General features: G+C 64.8%; 15 protein-coding genes. 5 read left to right on the top strand and 10 right to left on the bottom strand.

Going from position 1 to position 18,804, the window contains the following annotated elements; translation table 11 throughout:
* Positions 1-99 precede the first annotated feature (99 nt).
* From IEI94_RS07420 to doeA, 10 genes are all read right to left on the bottom strand, one after another.
* Entirely contained in the window at positions 100-768 is a 669-nt protein-coding gene (locus tag IEI94_RS07420) for a haloacid dehalogenase type II (RefSeq protein ID WP_191166679.1), read from the bottom strand.
* Between the two features lie 145 nt (positions 769-913).
* Positions 914-2,317 carry an aspartate aminotransferase family protein gene (locus tag IEI94_RS07415; RefSeq protein WP_191166678.1) on the bottom strand — a complete coding sequence of 468 codons (1,404 nt, stop codon included), beginning with the start codon at positions 2,315-2,317 and terminating at the stop codon, positions 914-916.
* Positions 2,318-2,581: 264 nt separating this feature from the next.
* On the bottom strand, positions 2,582-4,063 hold the full coding sequence (locus IEI94_RS07410; protein WP_191166677.1) for an NAD-dependent succinate-semialdehyde dehydrogenase: 1,482 nt from the start codon (positions 4,061-4,063) through the stop codon (positions 2,582-2,584).
* Positions 4,064-4,255: 192 nt separating this feature from the next.
* Positions 4,256-7,039: an aminotransferase class I/II-fold pyridoxal phosphate-dependent enzyme gene (locus IEI94_RS07405; protein ID WP_191166676.1), complete on the bottom strand. Its 2,784-nt coding sequence runs from the start codon at positions 7,037-7,039 to the stop codon at positions 4,256-4,258.
* Positions 7,032-8,060 (bottom strand): C45 family autoproteolytic acyltransferase/hydolase, encoded by a 1,029-nt coding sequence (locus IEI94_RS07400; RefSeq protein WP_191166675.1) that lies wholly within the window; start codon positions 8,058-8,060, stop codon positions 7,032-7,034. The genes IEI94_RS07405 and IEI94_RS07400 overlap by 8 nt, the downstream gene beginning before the upstream one ends.
* A 5-nt stretch (positions 8,061-8,065) precedes the next feature.
* Positions 8,066-9,532: a biotin carboxylase gene (locus IEI94_RS07395; RefSeq protein ID WP_191166674.1), complete on the bottom strand. Its 1,467-nt coding sequence runs from the start codon at positions 9,530-9,532 to the stop codon at positions 8,066-8,068.
* 176 nt (positions 9,533-9,708) lie between these two features.
* Positions 9,709-10,584: a carbon-nitrogen hydrolase family protein gene (locus IEI94_RS07390; RefSeq protein ID WP_191166673.1), complete on the bottom strand. Its 876-nt coding sequence runs from the start codon at positions 10,582-10,584 to the stop codon at positions 9,709-9,711.
* 196 nt (positions 10,585-10,780) lie between these two features.
* Positions 10,781-11,251 (bottom strand): Lrp/AsnC family transcriptional regulator, encoded by a 471-nt coding sequence (locus tag IEI94_RS07385; RefSeq protein WP_191166672.1) that lies wholly within the window; start codon positions 11,249-11,251, stop codon positions 10,781-10,783.
* Positions 11,252-11,277: 26 nt separating this feature from the next.
* Positions 11,278-12,291, bottom strand: a complete 1,014-nt coding sequence (gene doeB, locus IEI94_RS07380; protein WP_191166671.1) for a N(2)-acetyl-L-2,4-diaminobutanoate deacetylase DoeB — start codon at positions 12,289-12,291, stop codon at positions 11,278-11,280.
* A 215-nt stretch (positions 12,292-12,506) separates the two neighbouring features.
* A complete protein-coding gene (doeA, locus tag IEI94_RS07375; protein ID WP_191166670.1) occupies positions 12,507-13,706 on the bottom strand; it encodes an ectoine hydrolase DoeA in 1,200 nt (399 codons plus the stop codon).
* A gap of 333 nt (positions 13,707-14,039) precedes the next feature.
* Between doeA and IEI94_RS07370 the strand changes: the two genes are divergently transcribed.
* The 5 genes from IEI94_RS07370 to IEI94_RS07350 all read left to right on the top strand — a co-directional run bounded on the left by IEI94_RS07370 (position 14,040) and on the right by IEI94_RS07350 (position 18,800).
* Entirely contained in the window at positions 14,040-14,966 is a 927-nt protein-coding gene (locus tag IEI94_RS07370; RefSeq protein WP_191166669.1) for a 2-hydroxyacid dehydrogenase, read from the top strand.
* An 82-nt stretch (positions 14,967-15,048) separates the two neighbouring features.
* Positions 15,049-15,615: an isochorismatase family protein gene (locus IEI94_RS07365; RefSeq protein WP_224749990.1), complete on the top strand. Its 567-nt coding sequence runs from the start codon at positions 15,049-15,051 to the stop codon at positions 15,613-15,615.
* Entirely contained in the window at positions 15,612-16,964 is a 1,353-nt protein-coding gene (locus tag IEI94_RS07360; protein WP_191166668.1) for a nicotinate phosphoribosyltransferase, read from the top strand. The genes IEI94_RS07365 and IEI94_RS07360 overlap by 4 nt, the downstream gene beginning before the upstream one ends.
* Positions 16,965-17,065: 101 nt before the next feature.
* Positions 17,066-17,755 (top strand): hypothetical protein, encoded by a 690-nt coding sequence (locus tag IEI94_RS07355; protein WP_318153373.1) that lies wholly within the window; start codon positions 17,066-17,068, stop codon positions 17,753-17,755.
* A 118-nt stretch (positions 17,756-17,873) separates the two neighbouring features.
* Entirely contained in the window at positions 17,874-18,800 is a 927-nt protein-coding gene (locus IEI94_RS07350) for a lysine exporter LysO family protein (RefSeq protein ID WP_191166666.1), read from the top strand.
* Positions 18,801-18,804 lie beyond the last annotated feature (4 nt).

Here is an 18,804-nt window from a genome sequence, read left to right as displayed (position 1 = left end):
CACCCCGCCACGGGCAATGCAGCGAAGCGCACCGGCTTCGCCCACTGTGATGTGTCCTATTACGACTTAGTCGCTGAAGTTCCGGACGCCTTACAGCGCCTAGTCGAGTCGCTCGACCAGACTAAGCAGGTCGCTTACCGTCATATCCGGCTCACCGCCCCAGGGATCGAAGGGCGCGTCGCTGCCGCGCCGCACCCAGACCGCATGCAGGCCGGCGTGGCCGGCACCGATCACATCGAAGGGGTTGCTGGAGACCAGCCAAGTATCCGCGGCGCGGGCCTCGAGTCGAGTACGCAGATGCGAGTAGACGGCGGGGTCGGGCTTGAAGCGCTTGACCTCGTCGACGCTGACGATATCGCTGAAGTGCTGGTCGATGCCGGCCTGGCGCAGCAGGCCATCCACCGCCTCGCGAGTGCCGTTGGAGAAAGCCACGCAGGTAATGCCTCGGCGGGTCAGCTGCGCCAGCGCCTCGGACACTTCGGCAAACGCCGGCAGCCGGCCATAGGCGGCCATCAAATGCTCCTTGGCGGTCTCCGAGAGGTGGGTGCCCAGCGCACGGTCGGTATACTCGAGGGCCTCCTGGGTGCATACCGAAAACTCGGCATAGGCGCCCATCAGGCTGCGCCGAAAGCTGTACTCGAGCTGCTTGTCACGCCAGCGGCGCGAGAACTCAACGGCGCCGTCGCCAAGCGTCGTCTCCAGTTCAGCGATCACGCCGTGGGTGTCGATCAGGGTGCCATAGACATCGAAGGCCAGTAGCGTTGCCATGCTGTGCGTCTCCTTGCCAACCGGTAGCTGTTGGATGCTGTCAGCTTGGCTCAGCGCCGCCAAGCGCACAACTCGCTGGCGCACAAAGCGCAGCGCCCCCGTCCCTTGACAGGGACGGGGGCGCTCGACACGCCTGTGCAGTGGCTTACTTGAGGTCTTCGTTATTGGCCAGGTCGTCGAGCACCCGATCCACGGCGCGCCTGGCGCGGGCGACGATCTCGTCGACTTCGGCGCGGCTGGTGGTCAACGGCGGCGCGAAACCGAGGATATCGCCCTGGGGCATGGCGCGGGCGATCAGGTTCTCATCCATGGCCGCCGTGGCGATGCGCGGGCCGACCTTGAGGCCCGGGTCGAACTGGGTACGCTTGGCCGGGTCCGGCGAGAACTCCAGTGCCGCCAGCATGCCGACGCCGCGCACGTTGCCGACGATCGGATGGTCGCCGAACGCCTTGGCCATCGCCTGCTGCAGATAGGCGCCGGTTTCGGCGGCGTTCTGGGTCAGCCCCTCGCGCTCGATGATCTCCAGGTTGGCGAGGCCCGCGGCGCAGCCCAGGGCGTGGCCGGAGTAGGTCCAGCCGTGGCCGATGGGTCCGAACTCACCGGTGCCCTGCTCCAGCACTTTCCATACGCGGTCACCGACGATCACCCCGGAGAGCGGCTGATAGGCGCTGGTCAGGCCCTTGGCGATGGTGATCAAATCGGGCTTGATACCATAGAAGTGGCTGCCGAAATCGGCGCCGATGCGCCCGAAGCCACACACCACCTCATCGGCGATCAGCAGCACGTCGTACTTGGCGAGCACCGCCTGGATCGCCTCCCAGTAGCCCTCCGGGGGCGGCACGATACCGCCGGTACCCAGCACCGGCTCGCCGATAAAGGCGGCCACGGTATCCGGTCCCTCGTCGAGGATCATCTCCTCGAGCTTGGTGGCGCAGTAGTGGGAAAACTCACGCTCGCTCATGGCCGACTGCTCGGCGCTGCGCTGATAGTAAAACGGCGCCTCGGTATGGCGGATGGTCTCGATGGGCAGATCGAAGTGGTCGTGGAACGCCTTGAGCCCGGTCAGCGAGCCGGAGGCGATACCCGAGCCGTGGTAACCGCGCATCCGCGAAATGACCTTCTTCTTGTGCGGGCGCCCGAGCACGTTGTTGTAGTAGCGCACGAGCTTGAGCTGGGTCTCGTTGGCGTCACTGCCGGACATACCGTAATAGACCTTGGACATGCCGGGGCCGGCCAGCTCGAGAATCTTCTCGGAGAGCTGGATCTGTGGCTCGTTGGCGTGGCCTACATAGGTGTGGTAGTAGGACAGTTCGAGGGCCTGGCGGTAGATCGCCTCGGCCACCTCGGTGCGCCCATAGCCGATATTGACGCAGTAGAGCCCGGCGAAGCCGTCGATGAACTCGCGGCCGTCCTTGTCGACGATATGGATGCCCTTGCCGCCGCTGATCACCCGACCCGGCGCGTCGCCGTGGGCGAAGTCACGCAGATGGGTAGAGGCGTGAAAGGTGACCTTGCGGTCGCGGTCGATCAATTCCTTATGCAGACTCATCACTGTTCTCTCTTTTCAGATATCCCAACATGGCGGGGAGATATTCATACTCGTTTGTGTGGCTGTGCGGGCCCGGATACACCCTCTCGCGATGCCCAAGGACGAAACCCTGAGGCTGCGCTTGCGGCCTGCGCGTCGAATCGGAACAAGGTCCCTCTTGCCGATTCTCGATCGACATCCCTGTCGATCGCCGCGCGCCGCTGCGCTTGCCCCAGCGTCCTTGGTAAATATCGCTCGACGGTGCATTCCGGTCCCTTGATCTCACTAGCTCCCCGATACCGAGCCCAGGGCGCCCAGGCAGTAGTACTTGGTTTCCAGATACTCATCGATACCGGTAATGCCGCCCTCGCGGCCCAGCCCCGACTGCTTGACGCCGCCAAACGGCACCGGCGGGCCGGTCATCTTCACCGAGTTGACGCTGACCATGCCGAACTCCAGCGCCCGCAGCAGCTTCCAGATGCGGCGAATATCGTGGGTATAGACATAGGCCGCCAGGCCATACTCGGTATCGTTGGCCATCTCGATGACCTGGTCGTCATCGGCGTAGGCGGTAATCCCCGCCACCGGCGCGAAGTTCTCCTCGCGCCACACCTGCATCTGCGGCGTAACCCCGGTAAGTAGCACCGGCATGAAGAAGTTGGGCCCCGGGGCCTGGCTCTGGTCGCCGGCGACCAGGGTCGCGCCGCGTGATAGGGCGTCATCGACGATACTGGCCGCCTTGTCCACGGCCTGACCATGAATCAGCGGGCCAAGGTCGATCTCGCTCTCCAGGCCATTGCCGACGGTCAGTGCCGCCATGCGCTCGGCAAAGTGCTCCACAAACGCATCGTGGATCGATTCGTGGACCAGGATGCGGTTGGCGGCCAGGCAGTCCTGGCCGGCGGTCTGAAACTTGGCTGCCACCGCCGCCAGCGCCGCCTCCTTGGGGTCCATGTCGGGGCCGACGATAAAGGGCGCGTTGCCGCCCAGCTCCAGCGATACGCGCTTGACGGTCCCGGCGCACTGCTCGAGCAGCAGCCGCCCGACCCGGGTCGAGCCGGTGAACGACAGCGCCTTGACGCGCTCCTCGGCACACAGGATTCGCGACACCTCGGGCGGGTCGCCCAGCACCACGTTGAAGACCCCGGCGGGGATGCCGGCGCGCTCGGCCAGTTCGGCCAGCGCCAGCGCCGAGAACGGCGTCTCGTTGGCCGGCTTGACAATCACCGTGCAGCCGGCGGCCAGGGCCGCGGCGGCCTTGCGGGTGATCATCGCCAGCGGGAAGTTCCACGGCGTGATCAGCGCGGCAATGCCCACCGGCTCCTTGAGGGTGCCGAGGGCGGCATTGGGAATATGGCTGGGAATGGTCTCGCCGAAGGTGCGCTTGCCCTCCTCGGCGAACCAGCGCACGAAGCTGGCGCCGTACTCCACCTCGCCGCGGGCATCCGGCATCGGCTTGCCCTGCTCCAGGGTCATGATGGTCGCCAGATCTTCACGGTGCGCCTGCAGCAGGTCATACCAGGCCAGCAGCCGCTCGCAGCGCTCGTCGGCGCGCAGCGCCCGCCACTGCACGAAGGCGGCCTCGGCGGCATCCACCGCGCCGCGAATCTGCTCGGCCTCGAGCAGCGGAATATGCCCCAGCACGCTGCCGGTGGCGGGATCGGTCACCGCCTCGTCGCGGCCACCGTCACCGTAGGTCCACTTGCCGTCGATATAGGCATGCTGACGGAACAGGCGTGGATCTTCGAGCTTGATGGACTGGGTCATGGGACACCTCCCCCTGTCGCGCCGGCGCGCTTTGATAGCGCACCCGGCATTGGCAAAACGTGTCGCGAGCGGCCGGAGCCGCTCGCTGTATGCCTACAGGGTAACGCCGCTGCGGCGGCGAGACTTTTTGTTCGCCGCCGCCGGAGGATGCGGTTTTTTTTGTCTCACCGCGGGAAGGGGCAGAATTTTCTGTCAGTCGGCGCCCTGCTCGGTGTCTTTCAGGGCTTCTTCCGTGAACACGATCAGACCGAGTTCGGGGCGATAGCCGTGGATCTCGGTGACGTCGAGGGCCTGCAGGAAGCGCAGGATCCCGGCGCTGATCACCTGCCCCGGCACCAGCACTGGAAAGCCCGGCGGATAGGGAATCACGAAGCTCGCCGACACCACATCGCGCCCCGCCTGCATCTCGGCCTGCAGCGCGCCGTTGTCGAAACGCAGATACTCGGTGTTCTCCTCATCGTAGCTGAGGAAGTAGGCACGTCGAATATCCCCCTCTGGGCTCTCGGTCAGCGGCCGGAAGGCGTCGTGGAAGCGGCTGAAATCGGGCAGCGGCGGCAGGTCCTGGGTCAGCGACTTGATCTGGTGCTCGATGATCTTGCGCTCGGGCCGGCTGCTATCCTCCCAGCGCCGGTCGAAGGACTTGGCCATCTTGATCAGCACATCGAGCAGGTAGGCGATAGAGCCGCGCGTGGTGCCGATATTGGTCATGAACAGCACGGTATTGCGCGAGGTCTTGTTGATCTGAATACCGTACTTGTTCATCAGGTATTCGTTCTTGAAGGTATCGCCGTCGATCCCGGTCTTGCCGATCGCCATGGTCACGCGACTCGGGTCGACAACGAACTCGTCGTGGGCCCACGCCTCCTCCATCTTGTTCCAGCCGGTGCTGGGGTCGTAGAAGGTATCGACGCCGGACTGGCGGTACTCCAGCGGAATCATGTCGCTGTTCTTAAGCACCTGGAAGTACTTCAGCAGCAGCGGATTGGTATACAGCTGCTCGCGCAGCGACAGCGCCGCCTCGACCTGGGCATGCACCAGCTCGAAGCCCTCCATCTCGGCCTGCATCCGCCCCACGTCCAGCGACGCCACGATCTGGTAGTTGGGCGAGGTCGAGGTATGGGTCATATAGGCCTCGTGGAAGGGCCCCTCGACCTTCTGGCGGAAGTCCTGGTCGTGAACGTGAATCATCGAGCCCTGGCGCAGCGAGGTCAGCGTCTTGTGGGTCGAGTGGGTGGCGTAGGCGCGCACCCGCACCTGATCCGGATCGGGCATCAGGCGCTGCTCGAGCCAGGTAGCGTCATCCTCCGGGTCGCACTGATCGAACTCGGCCTTCCAGGCGGCGTACTCCTCGCGGTAGGCATCGCTGCGATAGCGGTCGAGCAGGGTGCGCGCCGCATGCATGGCGGTACGCGGCCGGTAGGTGGGGTTGAAGGTGGCAAAGGCGAACCACGCCTCGTCCCACAGGAACACCAGGTCGGGCTTGATCGCCAGGCACTCCTCCATCACCCGGCGCACGTTGTAGACCACCCCATCGAAGGTGCAGTTGGTCAGCAGCAGCATCTTGACCTTATGCAGCTGGCCGGAACGCTTGAGGGCCAGCAGCGTCTTCTTGATCTCCTTGAGCGGCACCGCGCCATACATCGAGTAGTCGTTGAGCGGGTAGGAGTCGAGGTAGGCGACGTGGGCGCCGGCCAGCACCATGCCGTAGTGGTGCGACTTATGGCAGTCGCGGTCGATCAGCACGATGTCGCGGGGCTTGACCAGCGCCTGGACCACGATCTTGTTGGCGGTGGAGGTGCCGTTGGTCACGAAGAAGCTCTGCCGCGAGCCGAAGGCGCGGGCGGCGTACTCCTGGGCCTTCTTGATCGGCCCGTAGGGCTGCAGCAGCGAGTCGAGGCCGCCGGAGGTCGCCGAGGTCTCGGCGAGGAAGATATTGATGCCGTAGAAGTCGATCATATGCCCCGCCCAGTGGGAGCGGGTCACCGACTTGCCCCGCGAGATGGGCATGGCGTGGAAGACCCCGGTGGGCTTCTTGCTGTACTCGCGCAGGGCATCGAAGAACGGCGTGCGGTAGCGGTCATCGATGGCACGCAGGATGGTGTGGTGCTGCTCGATGTAGTCGGTCTCGCGGTAGAAGATCCGGTTGAAGTGGCGGATATCCTGGCTGGCGGTGGCCTCGACGTCGCCGCTGGTGACCAGGAACTGGTCGATCTCCGGACGGATTTCACGAATCATCGAGCTGAGCAGGATGCTGCGCTCGGCCTCGGATTTGCTCTCCAGCTCGCTCTCCGAGAGTCCCTCCAGGTAGTTACGCAACGCACTCAGGTTGTACTTCGACTTGTAGGGAAACTCGTAGCGAATCAGGCAGGCCTGGATATTGGGATTGACCAGGATCGCGATCAGCGCATCCTCGAAGCTGCGAACCGTGACCACATCGTAGACGAAGCGATCCTCGGGGCGGCGCAGGTTATGGAAGGCTTCGCGCACCACCTCCTCCTCCTGCACCGACATGGCGTCGACGATCAGCAGCTCGAAGTAGGGCTGCGACGAGCTGTTGGAGGCCGGGTGGCCGCGGCGCAGCTGGGCCAGGGCGTCGAGCGCTTCGAGGTCCTCGGCGCCGGCATCGGACTCGCTGAGATCGACGTTGCGGCGGCGATATGACTCGCTGATCAGCGCCCGCACCAGGCGCTTGACCACCTTCTCCAGCAGCGAGTACTCCTCGCGGTCGAACAGCGACCAGAGATGCCGAAAGTCCTCCTTGGAGGGGAAGGCGTGGTAGTCCTCGATGATCTCCAGACGGGTCAGCTTGACGTCGACCGCCTTGATCAGGTTACGCGCCTGGCTGCTATCGCTGACGCGCACCAGCTTGCCCAGATCGCGTTTGAGAGCATTCCAGGTGTCAGCGCGAAGCTGCGAGATCTTGTGGTAGAAGCCCAGCGCCGTGTACGGCGTTTCCGACTCGGTCAACTCACTCATTATAGTGTCCCGTCCTGTTGCTCTCAGCCGTGCTCGTCGCCCGGCTGCCGTAGTGGATCGTCAACTGCTGCTCCCGCGGGTCGTCGAAGGAGAGCGCCAGGCTGGCGCCAGGCCAGAAGAAGCTGGCCCGCCCTTCCAGGGGGTGATAGACCGCGGTGTAGATGGTCCCCAGGCCGCGTCGATAGTCGCGGCGAAACAGCGGTGGTGCGAAGAACGCCGACACCAGGCGTTGCTCGGTAGTGGTCTCGTCGCCGACCAGTATCGACAGCTGCCGTTCGCGGATCAGCGTCTCCGAGGCCAGCGCGTGGGCGTACCATTCGATCTTCTTCTGGTGATTAGTCGCCACCGGCACGCGGCGTATCGAGGCCGGACGGTCCGGCGAGATCATCGCCGTGACGTAGCGGCCGCGGGCATCGCTGACGGTGATGTTGTAGGCCATGTGGGTGGGTACCCGTGCCAGTACCTCGACCGCCTCGGGGGTAGTTTCGCAGAACTCGAGGATATAGCGCAGGATGATCGGCGCGCCGAAGCCGTCGCCGACCACGGTGCGCCCCCCAAACGCCAGCGATACCGTCAGCCCCTGCTCATTGATGCCATCGAGCACCCCCCACAGGCAGTCGCTCATGGCGATCACCCGGCGGCCATTCCAGCAGGTGGAAAGAATCGTGCCTTCGCACAGCTCCGGCGGATAGTCGTAGTTGCGCACCAGCAGATTGGCATGGGCATTGACCAGCACCGCCTGGGAGCAGCCGGTGATATAGGCCGGCGGCCGGTAGAGGCTGAGCATACGCGAGGCCAGATCACCGCCACCGGACAGCTCACACAGCCGCTCATAGGTCGGCAAAAGCTCCGGCATATGCCGCCTGAGCGCGTTGTAGCAGGCCAGGTAGCCGGGGCGCTCACGCTCCGTCTCCGACAGGTACCAGCGCTCATAGGCAGGCCAGTGGTGCTGGAACAGTGCCTGCCATTTGCTGCCCGGCTGCGCTTCCGCGACGCTGCGAAATTCCAGCTGCTTGTTCATAGCCCCTACAGAATCTTGAAGTTGCCACCGCCGATGGCATGACTGACGGCGACTTCCTCGACCACCGGATCCTGCACCGCCTGGCCGGCAAACTGCCCGCGAATGGCACCGATCCACGCCTTGGCGCGCTCGTTGAGCTGGAAGTCGTCGTCCATCAGCCGGCCGCGGGTGATCAGGATGCCCAGATCGGCGCCCTCGTAGCGGAAGTCACCGACGCCACTGATGCGCACGAAGAAGGCTTCCTCCTCGCTCTCCGCGGCGTGGGGGTGATAGCTGTAGTGGTCATAGTCGATGCTGCCGTCGGCGGCCATCTTCCAGACCCCGGACTGGGGCGCCTGGGTGAGCAGGTCGATGCTCTCATCGGTGTGCTTGATGACCAGTTGGCTCCAGCTGTCGATGCTGTCGGGATGCGCCCAGCGTTCGTTGATCTCGGCGATGTCGATGTCGAAATCGACGTCGGAGAACTCCAGCAGATGAAACAGGAACAGCGGCACGTCGGAGTGGGCGAAGGCCGCCACGTTGGTCAGCGAGCTGGCGCCGGTGACCCGCGGGTTGAGCTCGCCGAGATAGACCTCCTCGGTGTCCATGTCGATCAAGAAGTCGAGCTCGAAGTAGCCGCGATAGCCCTCTTCGCGCAGCGCCTCGCCAAACTTGAAGGTGTATTCGCGGGCCTTGTCACGCACCTCCTGGCTGAAGGCGCCGGCGAACATCTCATTGCCGCACCAGCCACCCTTGTAGGGGGTCAGGGTCTTGAAGCCCACCAGCTCGGTCATCAGCGGGCCGACGACGGTGCCGCAGCGGGTGGTGCAGGCCTCGATGGCCGAGCCGCGGCAGTTGATACGCTTCATGATCTTGACCTCGGGCTCGGCCTCGATCTCCTCGGCGTACTTGTAGTACTCATCTTCGTTGGAGACGAAGAAGGTGGTGTGCCCGGAGTCACCGTAGGCGGACTGGATCACCAGGTCCTGGGTGCCCAGCTCGGCGCTGACCTCCTGCAGGTGCGCATAGCTGTCGACCTTGGCCAGCACGTTGGGGACGCTGGGCACGCCCACCTTGTTGCCGATGCGCACCGTCTCGATCTTGTTGTCCATCCGCGAGCGCAGCGCCGCCGGTGGAAACACCACCTTGAGGCCGAGCTGCTGACACACCTCTTCGGTGTGCTCGTCGAACATCAGGAAGGTCGCGATGCCCTCGCTGCCGCGCGTCTTGAGGAAGTCGATGACCTCCTTGTGCTCGAGCAGGTAGTTGTTGATGTCCTCGATGCTCTCGAAATCGCGGGGAAACTTCTGCTTGGGTACGAAGACATTCTTCTGGCGCCCATCGAAGCAGTCGATGTAGTTGATATGCCGAAAATTCCCGACCCAGTCGCCGATGCCCAGCAGATTGAAGTTGGTCGCCGAAATGAAGTAGATCGGCGTCTTGTTGTTGTGAAAATAGCGACGAACATCGGAAATGCTTGTGATCTTGTTCATTTCTCTTGCTCCTTGGAGGTGACGAGCCTCTTGGGTGGGCGATGATGGCTCCGTCGCAGCCGACGGCGAGTCCTGACGTCCATCTCTCTGAGCGGACAGTGACATGAACCATTGGCGCAGCTGGCGGATGATGTCGGCTAGCATCTAGCGGTTTCCCTCCTGCGCCTGCGGCGCGATCAGATCTCGTGGTGGCCGCTGCCGGGGCGGCTCGGCTTGACCAGCGGCCCCAGGGTGTCGAGAAAAGGTGTCGGCGCATTTTCGGTGCGGTAGACGCCAAAATCGACGCTGCGGTCGCGGAAGCTCTTGAGCGGCTGACCGAGCCCGCGCAGGCCGACTTCGCGCTCTCGGCGCACCCGATTGAGGTCGATCTCCAGCGGAATGATCTCTTCGCCGATACCGGCCTGATGAATCACGTCGCCGGCCGGCCCAACCACGATCGAGCGGCCGTTGCCCATGGCACCGGCACCGTTGATATCGAAGAAGTAGCACTGATTAATCGCCGCGTTGGTGCGCGCAATGGAGAGCTCGATATCGCGATCGATGGTGTCGGTCATGGTCGGGTGCAGAATGACCTCGGCGCCCATCGCCGCCAGCGTACGGGTGGTCTCGGGGAACCACATGTCGTAGCAGATCGAGACCCCGAAGCGCCCCACTTCGGGGACATCGAAGACCACGAACTCGCTGCCGCCTTCGACACCCTCCTCGAAAGGACGGAACGGAAACAGCTTGCGGAAGCGCGCCACGATCTGGCCCTGCGGGTTGATCACGCTAAGGGTGTTGTAGATCTTGTCGCCCTCACGCTCGAACATCGAGCCGGGGATCAGCCAGATGCGGTGCTCCTCGGCCAGCTGACAGAACATCGCCTCCATATTGCTGGGTAGCGGCTCGGCGTTATGGGGGGAGGCCCCGTTGGCGACCAGTTCGCTGAACAGCACCATCTGCACATTGGGAAAGCGTGCCATCAGCAGATTGATACGGTGTCGCATGGCATCGGTGTTGTCACCGTGGTGCAGGGCATGTAGCTGAACCCCGGCAATCGTAAAATAAGACATATCCTTCCTCTCGAATGGCGAACGCCCGGAAATTAATGACATCGTGGGGGCCAGGCCCCTGCAAGGCGATATCGCCACACTCGCTTACCTGAATCAGCTTATGCCAAATTCAGTAGCCGTGTAACCATCGTTAACGGCTTGACGAGCGCCTAGATTCGCGGTTCATGCGCGGGGAGGGTCGGGTGAGCGCCGCGTTTCAGCGGCTATCCAGTTGAATTGGCGGGGCTTGTTGCTTGACCGTCTTGGTAACGATGTAAGTGAAATAGCGCTCGATACCGACCTCAGAGACCAGCCAGGCGTCAATCAGGCGTTGATAGGCGTCGATGGATTCGGCCTCGACCTTGAGCAGGTAGTCGACACCGCCACCCACTGCCACGCACTCGGTAACCTCGGGGGTGGCATGGACCAGCGCCTCGAAGCGCTGGAAACTCTCGGCGTTGTGGGCCTTGAGCTCGACCTGCACCCACACCGGGGTGCGCTTGACCAGCACGCTGGCGTTGATGCGCGCCGAATAGCCGTCGATGATGCCGGCCTTCTCGAGGCGCCGCACCCGCTCCCAGCAGGGGCTAACCGAGAGGTTGATGGCCTCGGCCAACTTCGACTTGGTGATGCGGCCATCGTTGGCCAGGATCTCGAGGATCTTCAGATCATAGCGATCGAGCTTCATGCGCCTTCCAGGTTGGAGTGGGTGCCTTAGCCGAGTGAGTCGACAACGTCGGCGATCACCGCAATGGTATCACCCATGTTGACCAGTGCTGGATGGCGCCGCGCCGCCAGTATGCCGCTACGGCTGGCGTGGTACTCCACCGGCGCGCTACCGCTGCGGGTCATGTCATAGACCCGCGCCACCACCTCGCCCTTCTCGACCGGTTCGCCCAGCGCAAAACAGAGCTCCAGCACGCCTGAGTGCTGACTCTGCACGTAGCAGCTGGCGTCGGGCATATCGAGGTAGATCTGCGGCTCGGCGGGCTTCTCCACCTCACCCGACAGCAGGCCGTAGTGGATCAGGAAATTGCGCACGCCGCGCTCGGTGATCGCCATGCTCTGTGGGGTGGAGGTGCCACCGCCGCCGAGTTCGGTGGCAACGAATATCTTGCCCTGGCGCTCGACGGCGGTATCGAACAGCGCCGCGGCGTCGAGCTCGAACATCATCATGGCGTAGGGCGCACCGAAGGCCTTGGCGCCTGCCAGCGCCTGGCGCTGCTGCTCGGGGTCGTCGAGCACGTGGGAGGCGCCGAAGGGGATGATATCCAGGGTGCGGCCGCCAGAGTGCAGGTCGAGTACCACGTCACACATCGGTGTCATTACCCGGGTGAAGTAGTCGGCGATCTTTTCGGTGACGCTGCCGTCGGGGTCGCCGGGGAAGCTGCGATTGAGATTGCCGCCGTCGAGCCCGGAGGTGCGCTTGCCGGCCATCACCGCCGGGGTGTTCATGCACGGCACGATGATCACCCGACCCGACACGTCTTCGGCGCGCAGGCTGCTGGAAAGCTTGAGCAGCGAGGTAATGCCCTCGTACTCATCGCCGTGGTTGCCGCCGGTGAGCAGCGCCGTGGGGCCGTCGCCGTTCTTGACCACGGTGACGGGGATCATCACCGCTCCCCAGGCGGAGTCATCCACCGAGATCGGCAGCTTGAGAAAACCGTGCTGGACGCCGTCGGCGTCGAAGTCGACGGTGGCGCTGATCGGGCTGGGGCGCTTGGTCATATGGTGGAACTCCTTGTTCTCAAGTGGCATGGGCATCATGGCTCCGGTGCCACTCGGGCTATTCTGGCGGTATGCCTGGATCGCGGGGCTACCCTGGGGGCAAGCCTACGAGGAGGCGCTGTGAATACCTCCCTGTACGCTACTTTTGCCTTCCCTGGCAAAAAACCTCCTCTTCGGCTTGCCCCCAGCGCCCCTTGGTTGGTGGTATCGAGAGATCACCGCACAAATAGCTGGCGCGGGAAATCGGCCAGGGTTTCGCAGCCGGTCTCGGTGATCAGGATACTCTCGGTGATCTCCAGGCCCCACTCGTCCTCCCACAGGCCGGGCATGAAGTGAAAGGTCATGCCTGGCTGGAGGATGGTCTCGTCGGAGGGGCGCAGACTCATGGTGCGCTCGCCCCAGTCCGGCGGGTAGGAGATGCCGATCGGGTAGCCACAGCGCGCGCCGCCGCGGTCGAAACCGTACTTGTCCATCGCAGCGCCCAGCGCCATGGCGATATCCGCGGTGCGGTTGCCGGGCTTGGCTACCGCCAGGCCGTTCTCGATGCCCTCGAGCAGCGCCGACTCGGCGCGCACGAAGTCCCTGGGCGGCTTGCCGAGGAATACGGTGCGCGACATCGGCGCATGGTAGCGCTTGAACACGCCGGCGATTTCGAAAAAGGTGCCTTCACCCTCGCGGAAGGGCGTGTCATCCCAGGTCAGGTGCGGCGCGGCGGCATCCTTGCCGGTGGGCAGCATCGGCACGATGGCGGGGTAGTCGCCGCCGTGAACCTTGCCATGCTCGTCGATCCAGCCCTCGATGCCGACGCGGTAGATCTCCGAGACCAGCTTGCTCTTGGGCAGGCCCGGCTCGATCACCTCGAGAATGCGCGTATGCATGCCCTCGACGATCTTGCCCGCCACCCGCATATAGGCGATCTCCTGGGGCGACTTGATCGCTCGGCACCAGTTGACCAGCGCGTTGGCGTCCATGAAGCGCGCGTGGGGCAGTTCGCGAAGCAGGCTCTGATAGGCCTTGGCCGAGAAGTAGTAGTTATCCATCTCCATGCCCACCACGCCCCGGTGCCAGCCGCGGTCCGGCATGATCGACTGGGCCAGGTAGTCCATGGGGTGCATGTCCGGATTCTGCACGTAGTAATCCGGGTAGTAGGTGATGTTGGACGGGTCGATCCAGCAGGTGCGCAGCGCCCCATTGGCGTCCATGCGCCGACCGTACCATACCGGCTCGCCTTCCAGCCCCAGTAGCACGCACTGGTGGACGTAGAACGACCAGCCGTCATAGCCGGTCAGCCAGGCCATATTGGACGGATCACTGATGATCAGCACATCGATGCCGCGATTGGCCATCTCCGCCCGCACCTTCCATAGGCGGCTGGCATACTCTTCACGAGTGAAAGGCAGGGTTACCTGAGTCATGTGGCCACTCGCCATTACCGAAAATCACCAAAATCGGCACTTCTCCTGTGGAAAAGGCCGCGCCTGCGCATTGACCTGCTTGCACTACCTGCGTCGGAACCCGCTTCACTGTCGCAGCCGGCACGACAATCCATGGCCGCGGCCAGAGCTCCCTGCCAGCGGGCACGATAACGGAGGGGGGTGATGGCACCCCATCAACATCCTGGCGACGATACTAGCACCATCGCCAAGCCCGCCGTCAAAGGCTTTATTGACCGATCCGACCTCGCGGCTTTACTCCATGCCCCGCCCCGGCCGATGATGCATACCAGACACCGCGACTCAGGAGACATCATGCGTATTCTGGTGCACATCGACGATGCCGCCGACTGGCAGGCAGCGCTGCAGGAGCGGCTTCCCCAGGCCGAGGTTTTCACCAGCGATCAGACGGTCGAGAGTATCGACTATCTGGCGGTCTGGAAGCCGCCCGCCGAGCTGCTGGAGCGCCACGCAGAAGCCCGCGGTATCATCAACCTCGGTGCCGGCGTCGATGCGCTGCTTGGCAACCCGGGGCTGCCGGCTGACACGCCGATCGTCAAGTTGCGCGACGCCGGCATGGGCGAGCTGATTGCCGACTACTGCCTCTACGGCCTGTTCCATGTCCAGCGCGACTTCGACCGCTATCGCGAACAGCAAGATCGCGCCGAGTGGCGCGAGCACCAGGTGATCGATAAGCGCGACTGGTCCGTGGGAGTACTGGGGCTGGGCGCCATCGGCCGCCATGTCGCCGAGCGCATCGCCGCGGCGGGCTTTCCGGTCCGTGGCTGGAGTCGCTCACCGAAGACCCTGGAGGGCATCAGCTGTCACCACGGCGAGGACGGCCTCTACGATCTGCTCGGCCAGGTACGTACGCTGATCACTCTGCTGCCCAACACCCCCGAGACGTACCACCTGATCAACGCCAAGACGCTGGCCACCCTGCCCGAGGGCGCCAGCCTGATCAATCCCGGCCGTGGCACCTTGATCGATGAGAGTGCCCTGCTCGACGCGCTCGGCGAGCCCAACGGCCAAGGCCGCCTGCGCAGTGCCCTGCTTGACGCCTTCCCAGAGGAGCCGTTGCCCAGCGACAGTCCGCTATGGCGTCACCCGCGGCTGTTGATCACGCCGCATATGGCCGGCCCGACGCCGCTCGGCGCGGCGCTGGATCAGGTTGTCGAGACCCTCGAAGCGTGGGGCGCCGGCCGTGAGGTGCCGACCATCGACCGCAGCGCCGGCTACTGACTAAGCCAAACTCCCCCTTCACCACAGCGGGCGGTGGCGATACGCTGAGGGCGACCACTCCCACACTCTGGAGAGGTAGGCGATGACCATGCACATCGATTACGGCCCCGGCGACGCGCTGCTGGTGGTCGACATGCAGAATGACTTCTGCGAGGGCGGCGCCCTCGCCGTCACCGGCGGCCGCGGCCTGGTTCCCGGCATCAACGCCGAAATCGCCGCCGCTGCCGCCGCCGGCGCACTGGTGATCGCCTCCCGCGACTGGCACCCGGTCGACCACGCGAGCTTCTCCCATCGCGGGGGGCCCTGGCCGCCCCACTGTGTACAGGACACCCCGGGCGCTGCCTTTCACCCCGACCTGTCGCTGCCCGGCGAGGCCCTGCGCGTCAGCAAGGCCACCGCCTTCGACGCCGACGCCTACTCGGCCTTCGATGCCACTGGACTGGCCGGGTATCTGCATGAACGAGGCATCACCCGGGTGGTGATATGCGGCCTGGCGCTGGACGTCTGCGTCCGCGCCACGGCCCTCGACGCACGTCGGGCCGGCTTCGACACCCTGCTGCTGGCGCCGCTGAGCGCTGCGGTGGCCCCCGAATCGGCCGACGACTGCCTGGCCGAGCTCGAAGGTGCCGGGGTCGAGGTTCGTCAATGAACACGGGGCCGCTCCTGCAGGTCGCCGACGATGACCTGGCGCTGCTCACCGACCTCTACCAGTTGACCATGCTGCAGGCCTACTGGAAGGAGGGCATGCATGCCCGCGCCACCTTCAGCCTCTACTTTCGCAAGCTACCCGCCAGCCGCCGTTTCATGCTCGCCTGCGGCCAGCAGCATGCCGCCGCCGTGGCCAGTCGGCTGCGCTTTCGTCCACATCACCTCGAGTGCCTGGCTGCCACCGGCCAGTTCGACGCCGAGTTCCTCGCCTGGCTCGGTGAGTGGCACTTCAGCGGCGATATCTGGGCGCTGCCGGAAGGGACTCCGGTATTCCCCAATCAGCCGCTGCTGGAGGTCGAGGCGCCCATCGCCGAGGCCCAACTGCTCGAGAGCCTGATCATGAACCTGGTGCAGCTCGAGACCCTGCTGGCGTCGAAGGCGGTGCGCCTGGTGCTGGCCGCTAAGGGTCGGCCGGTGGTCGATTTCGGCATGCGCCGCATGCACGGCGTCGATGCGGCAGTGCGCGGGGTGCGCGCCTACCGCACTGCCGGCCTGGCTGGCACCAGCAATGTCCTCGGCGGGCTGCGCCACGACCTGCCGCTACGCGGCACCATGGCCCACAGCTATATTCTCGCCCACGACGATGAGCACGAGGCGTTCCGCGTCTTTGCGCGGCAGTATCCCGGCACCACCCTGCTGGTGGATACCTACGACACCCTCGACGGCGTGCGCGGCCTGATCGCGCTGCTCGATGACGAGCCCGAACTGCGCATCGGCGCCATCCGCCTCGACTCCGGCGACCTGGGCGAGCTGGCCAGGGCATCGCGTCGCCTGCTCGATGACGCCGGCCATTCACAGGTCGAGATCGTCGCCAGCAGCGGCCTCGATGAACACAAGATCGCCGCGCTGGTGGCCCAGGGCGCCCCCATCGACGTGTTCGGCGTCGGCACCCAGTTGGGGGTATCCGCCGATGCACCGGTCATCGATCTCTCCTACAAGCTGGTCGAATATGCCGGCACACCCCGCGCCAAGCGTTCGCCGGGCAAGCTCAATCTGCCCGGCCGCAAGCAGATCTACCGATGTCACGATGAACAAGGGCAACTGGCCGGCGATACCCTCGCCCTGCGCGACGAGGCGCCGCCGCCCGGCACCCCGCTGCTGGAGAAGCTGGTCGAGGGAGGACACCTCGATGCCGAGCAGATGGCCCTGGCCGAGCAGGCACCGCAGCGGGTCGCCGAGACGTTGCGGCGGCTGCCAGCGTCGCTGCGTAGTCTGGAGAGCGGCGACTCCGGCTATCCGCTGACGTTCACTCTCAAGCTGGAGCAGCTTGCCGAACGCCACTGCCGCTGAGGCCGACATCGCGCAAAGATTGCGCAACCCGACTCGCGGCGGGAACCTGATGCCGTTAGCGGGGCTCTCAGGCGTGTCGCTTATTGTCCCGGGAGCCCCAGGTGTCAAGACTCCGCTTTCCCCCTGTACTGCTGATCGCCGCGCTATTGGCAAGCGCCCCCTGCGTTGCAGCGGATGGCGAGGACTTCGCCGAGCCCACGCCGTTCACAGCCCACTATCAGCTGCAGATCAGCGGCTGGCCCAATGCCAGCGTCGAGCATCGCCTGAGCCAGCACGGCGAACAGTGGCAGAGTGATATGCGCGCAGCAATTGCCGTGGCTCGTGGCAACGAACGCAGCCGCTTTCGCGTCAACGCCGATGGCGTGCGGCCCAGCGCCTACTCCAGCGGCTATTCGCTGCTTGGCATCGGTGGCGACTATCGCCTCGGCAGCGGCGACCTGAGTTCGCTTCCCGACCGCCAGGCGGCGCTGTTCGACCTGTCGCGGCGCAGCGCAGTGACAACCCGCTGCGAAGGGCAGGAGGCGGCTCCCTGCGAGCTGCACTTCGTCGACCATAAGGGCGAGCAGGAGACGCTGCGCTATCGGGTGCTGGAGCGCGGTCAGTTGGAGAGCCCCGCCGGCACCTTCGACGCCGTTACCGTGGAGACCTGGGACCCGGAGACCCCCGAGCGCCAGCTGGTGTTCGATTTTCATCCCACGCTGCCGGGATTGCTGCTCGGCGTCGACTACCACCGCGATGGCGAACGCCGTAGCCGGCTGACGCTCAGTGCTCTGGAGACCGCCGCACACTAATGCAGCATCAGCGAAATTGGCTTCCCCAGCGTCCAGGCAATCCGTAAAGTAGCCCCCCGGCAGCCGTACTGGCTGCCTTTTTGTTGCTCATCCGTCCTGTCGTCTCACAAGGAACGCCATGTTCACCGGCCTGCTGATCGTTCTCCTCCCTCTGTTGCTGGGTTACCTGGTGCCGGTACGCCATGCTGGCGCCATGGCGCTGATCAACCGCGGGGTCAACCTCTCGGTCTACGCGATCCTGCTGCTGATGGGCGTGAGCCTGGCCGGACTCGATAACCTCGCCAGCCAGCTGTCGCGGATGGGCGCCCAGGCCGGCCTGCTGTTCGCCTTCACCGCCGCCACCAACCTGATCGGGCTAGTGTGGCTATCGCGCCGTTTGCGGATGAATGTCAGCGGTTCGCCGGTGGTCGCCAATGCGCCCACCAGCAAGCTGTCCGCCATGCTCGGTTCGCTGGCGCTGGTCGGGGTGGTGATAGGCGGGGTGCTGATCGGCCTGCTGCTCGGCTGGCTGGTCGGCGACACCGCCTACGCCTGGTCCGAACAGCTCGCCGAGTGGGCACTGTATGCGCTGCTGGCGCTGATCGGCTGCCAGCTGCGCAACTCCGGCATGCCGCTCAAGCAGATCCTGCTCAACCGCTTCGGCCTGGCGATCGCCGCCACCGTTGCTGCCTGCTCGCTGCTCGCCGGGCTGCTCGCCGCGCCGCTGCTGGGGCTGACCTGGAATCAGGGGCTGGCGATGGCCTCGGGCTTTGGCTGGTACTCGCTGTCAGGCATCCTGATCGGCGACCAGCTCGGGCCGCTGATGGGCGGGGTGGCCTTCTTCAACGACCTGGCCCGCGAACTGCTGGCGTTCGTGCTGATCCCGCTGTTTATCCATCGCGCCACGCCGCTGGCGATCGGCTACGGCGGGGCCACCTCGATGGACTTCACCCTGCCGGTGATCCAGCAGCACGGCGGTGTCGCCTGCGTGCCCATCGCCGTGGTCAGCGGCTTTATCCTCTCGCTGCTGTCGCCACCGCTGATGCTGTTCTTCCTGTCGCTGTAGGCGT

This window comes from Halomonas sp. ML-15 (assembly GCF_014779595.1).
Lineage (GTDB): Bacteria > Pseudomonadota > Gammaproteobacteria > Pseudomonadales > Halomonadaceae > Franzmannia.
This window is presented reverse-complemented; position numbering and strand designations above follow the sequence as displayed.

Excerpts from the sequence above, each read along its gene's own strand:
- IEI94_RS07420 (WP_191166679.1), bottom strand. The coding sequence starts at position 768 with ATGGCAACGCTACTGGCCTTCGATGTCTATGGCACCCTGATCGACACC.
- IEI94_RS07415 (WP_191166678.1), bottom strand. The coding sequence starts at position 2,317 with ATGAGTCTGCATAAGGAATTGATCGACCGCGACCGCAAGGTCACCTTT.
- IEI94_RS07410 (WP_191166677.1), bottom strand. The coding sequence starts at position 4,063 with ATGACCCAGTCCATCAAGCTCGAAGATCCACGCCTGTTCCGTCAGCAT.
- IEI94_RS07405 (WP_191166676.1), bottom strand. The coding sequence starts at position 7,039 with ATGAGTGAGTTGACCGAGTCGGAAACGCCGTACACGGCGCTGGGCTTC.
- IEI94_RS07400 (WP_191166675.1), bottom strand. The coding sequence starts at position 8,060 with ATGAACAAGCAGCTGGAATTTCGCAGCGTCGCGGAAGCGCAGCCGGGC.
- IEI94_RS07395 (WP_191166674.1), bottom strand. The coding sequence starts at position 9,532 with ATGAACAAGATCACAAGCATTTCCGATGTTCGTCGCTATTTTCACAAC.
- IEI94_RS07390 (WP_191166673.1), bottom strand. The coding sequence starts at position 10,584 with ATGTCTTATTTTACGATTGCCGGGGTTCAGCTACATGCCCTGCACCAC.
- IEI94_RS07385 (WP_191166672.1), bottom strand. The coding sequence starts at position 11,251 with ATGAAGCTCGATCGCTATGATCTGAAGATCCTCGAGATCCTGGCCAAC.
- doeB (WP_191166671.1), bottom strand. The coding sequence starts at position 12,291 with ATGACCAAGCGCCCCAGCCCGATCAGCGCCACCGTCGACTTCGACGCC.
- doeA (WP_191166670.1), bottom strand. The coding sequence starts at position 13,706 with ATGACTCAGGTAACCCTGCCTTTCACTCGTGAAGAGTATGCCAGCCGC.
- IEI94_RS07370 (WP_191166669.1), top strand. The coding sequence starts at position 14,040 with ATGCGTATTCTGGTGCACATCGACGATGCCGCCGACTGGCAGGCAGCG.
- IEI94_RS07365 (WP_224749990.1), top strand. The coding sequence starts at position 15,049 with ATGACCATGCACATCGATTACGGCCCCGGCGACGCGCTGCTGGTGGTC.
- IEI94_RS07360 (WP_191166668.1), top strand. The coding sequence starts at position 15,612 with ATGAACACGGGGCCGCTCCTGCAGGTCGCCGACGATGACCTGGCGCTG.
- IEI94_RS07350 (WP_191166666.1), top strand. The coding sequence starts at position 17,874 with ATGTTCACCGGCCTGCTGATCGTTCTCCTCCCTCTGTTGCTGGGTTAC.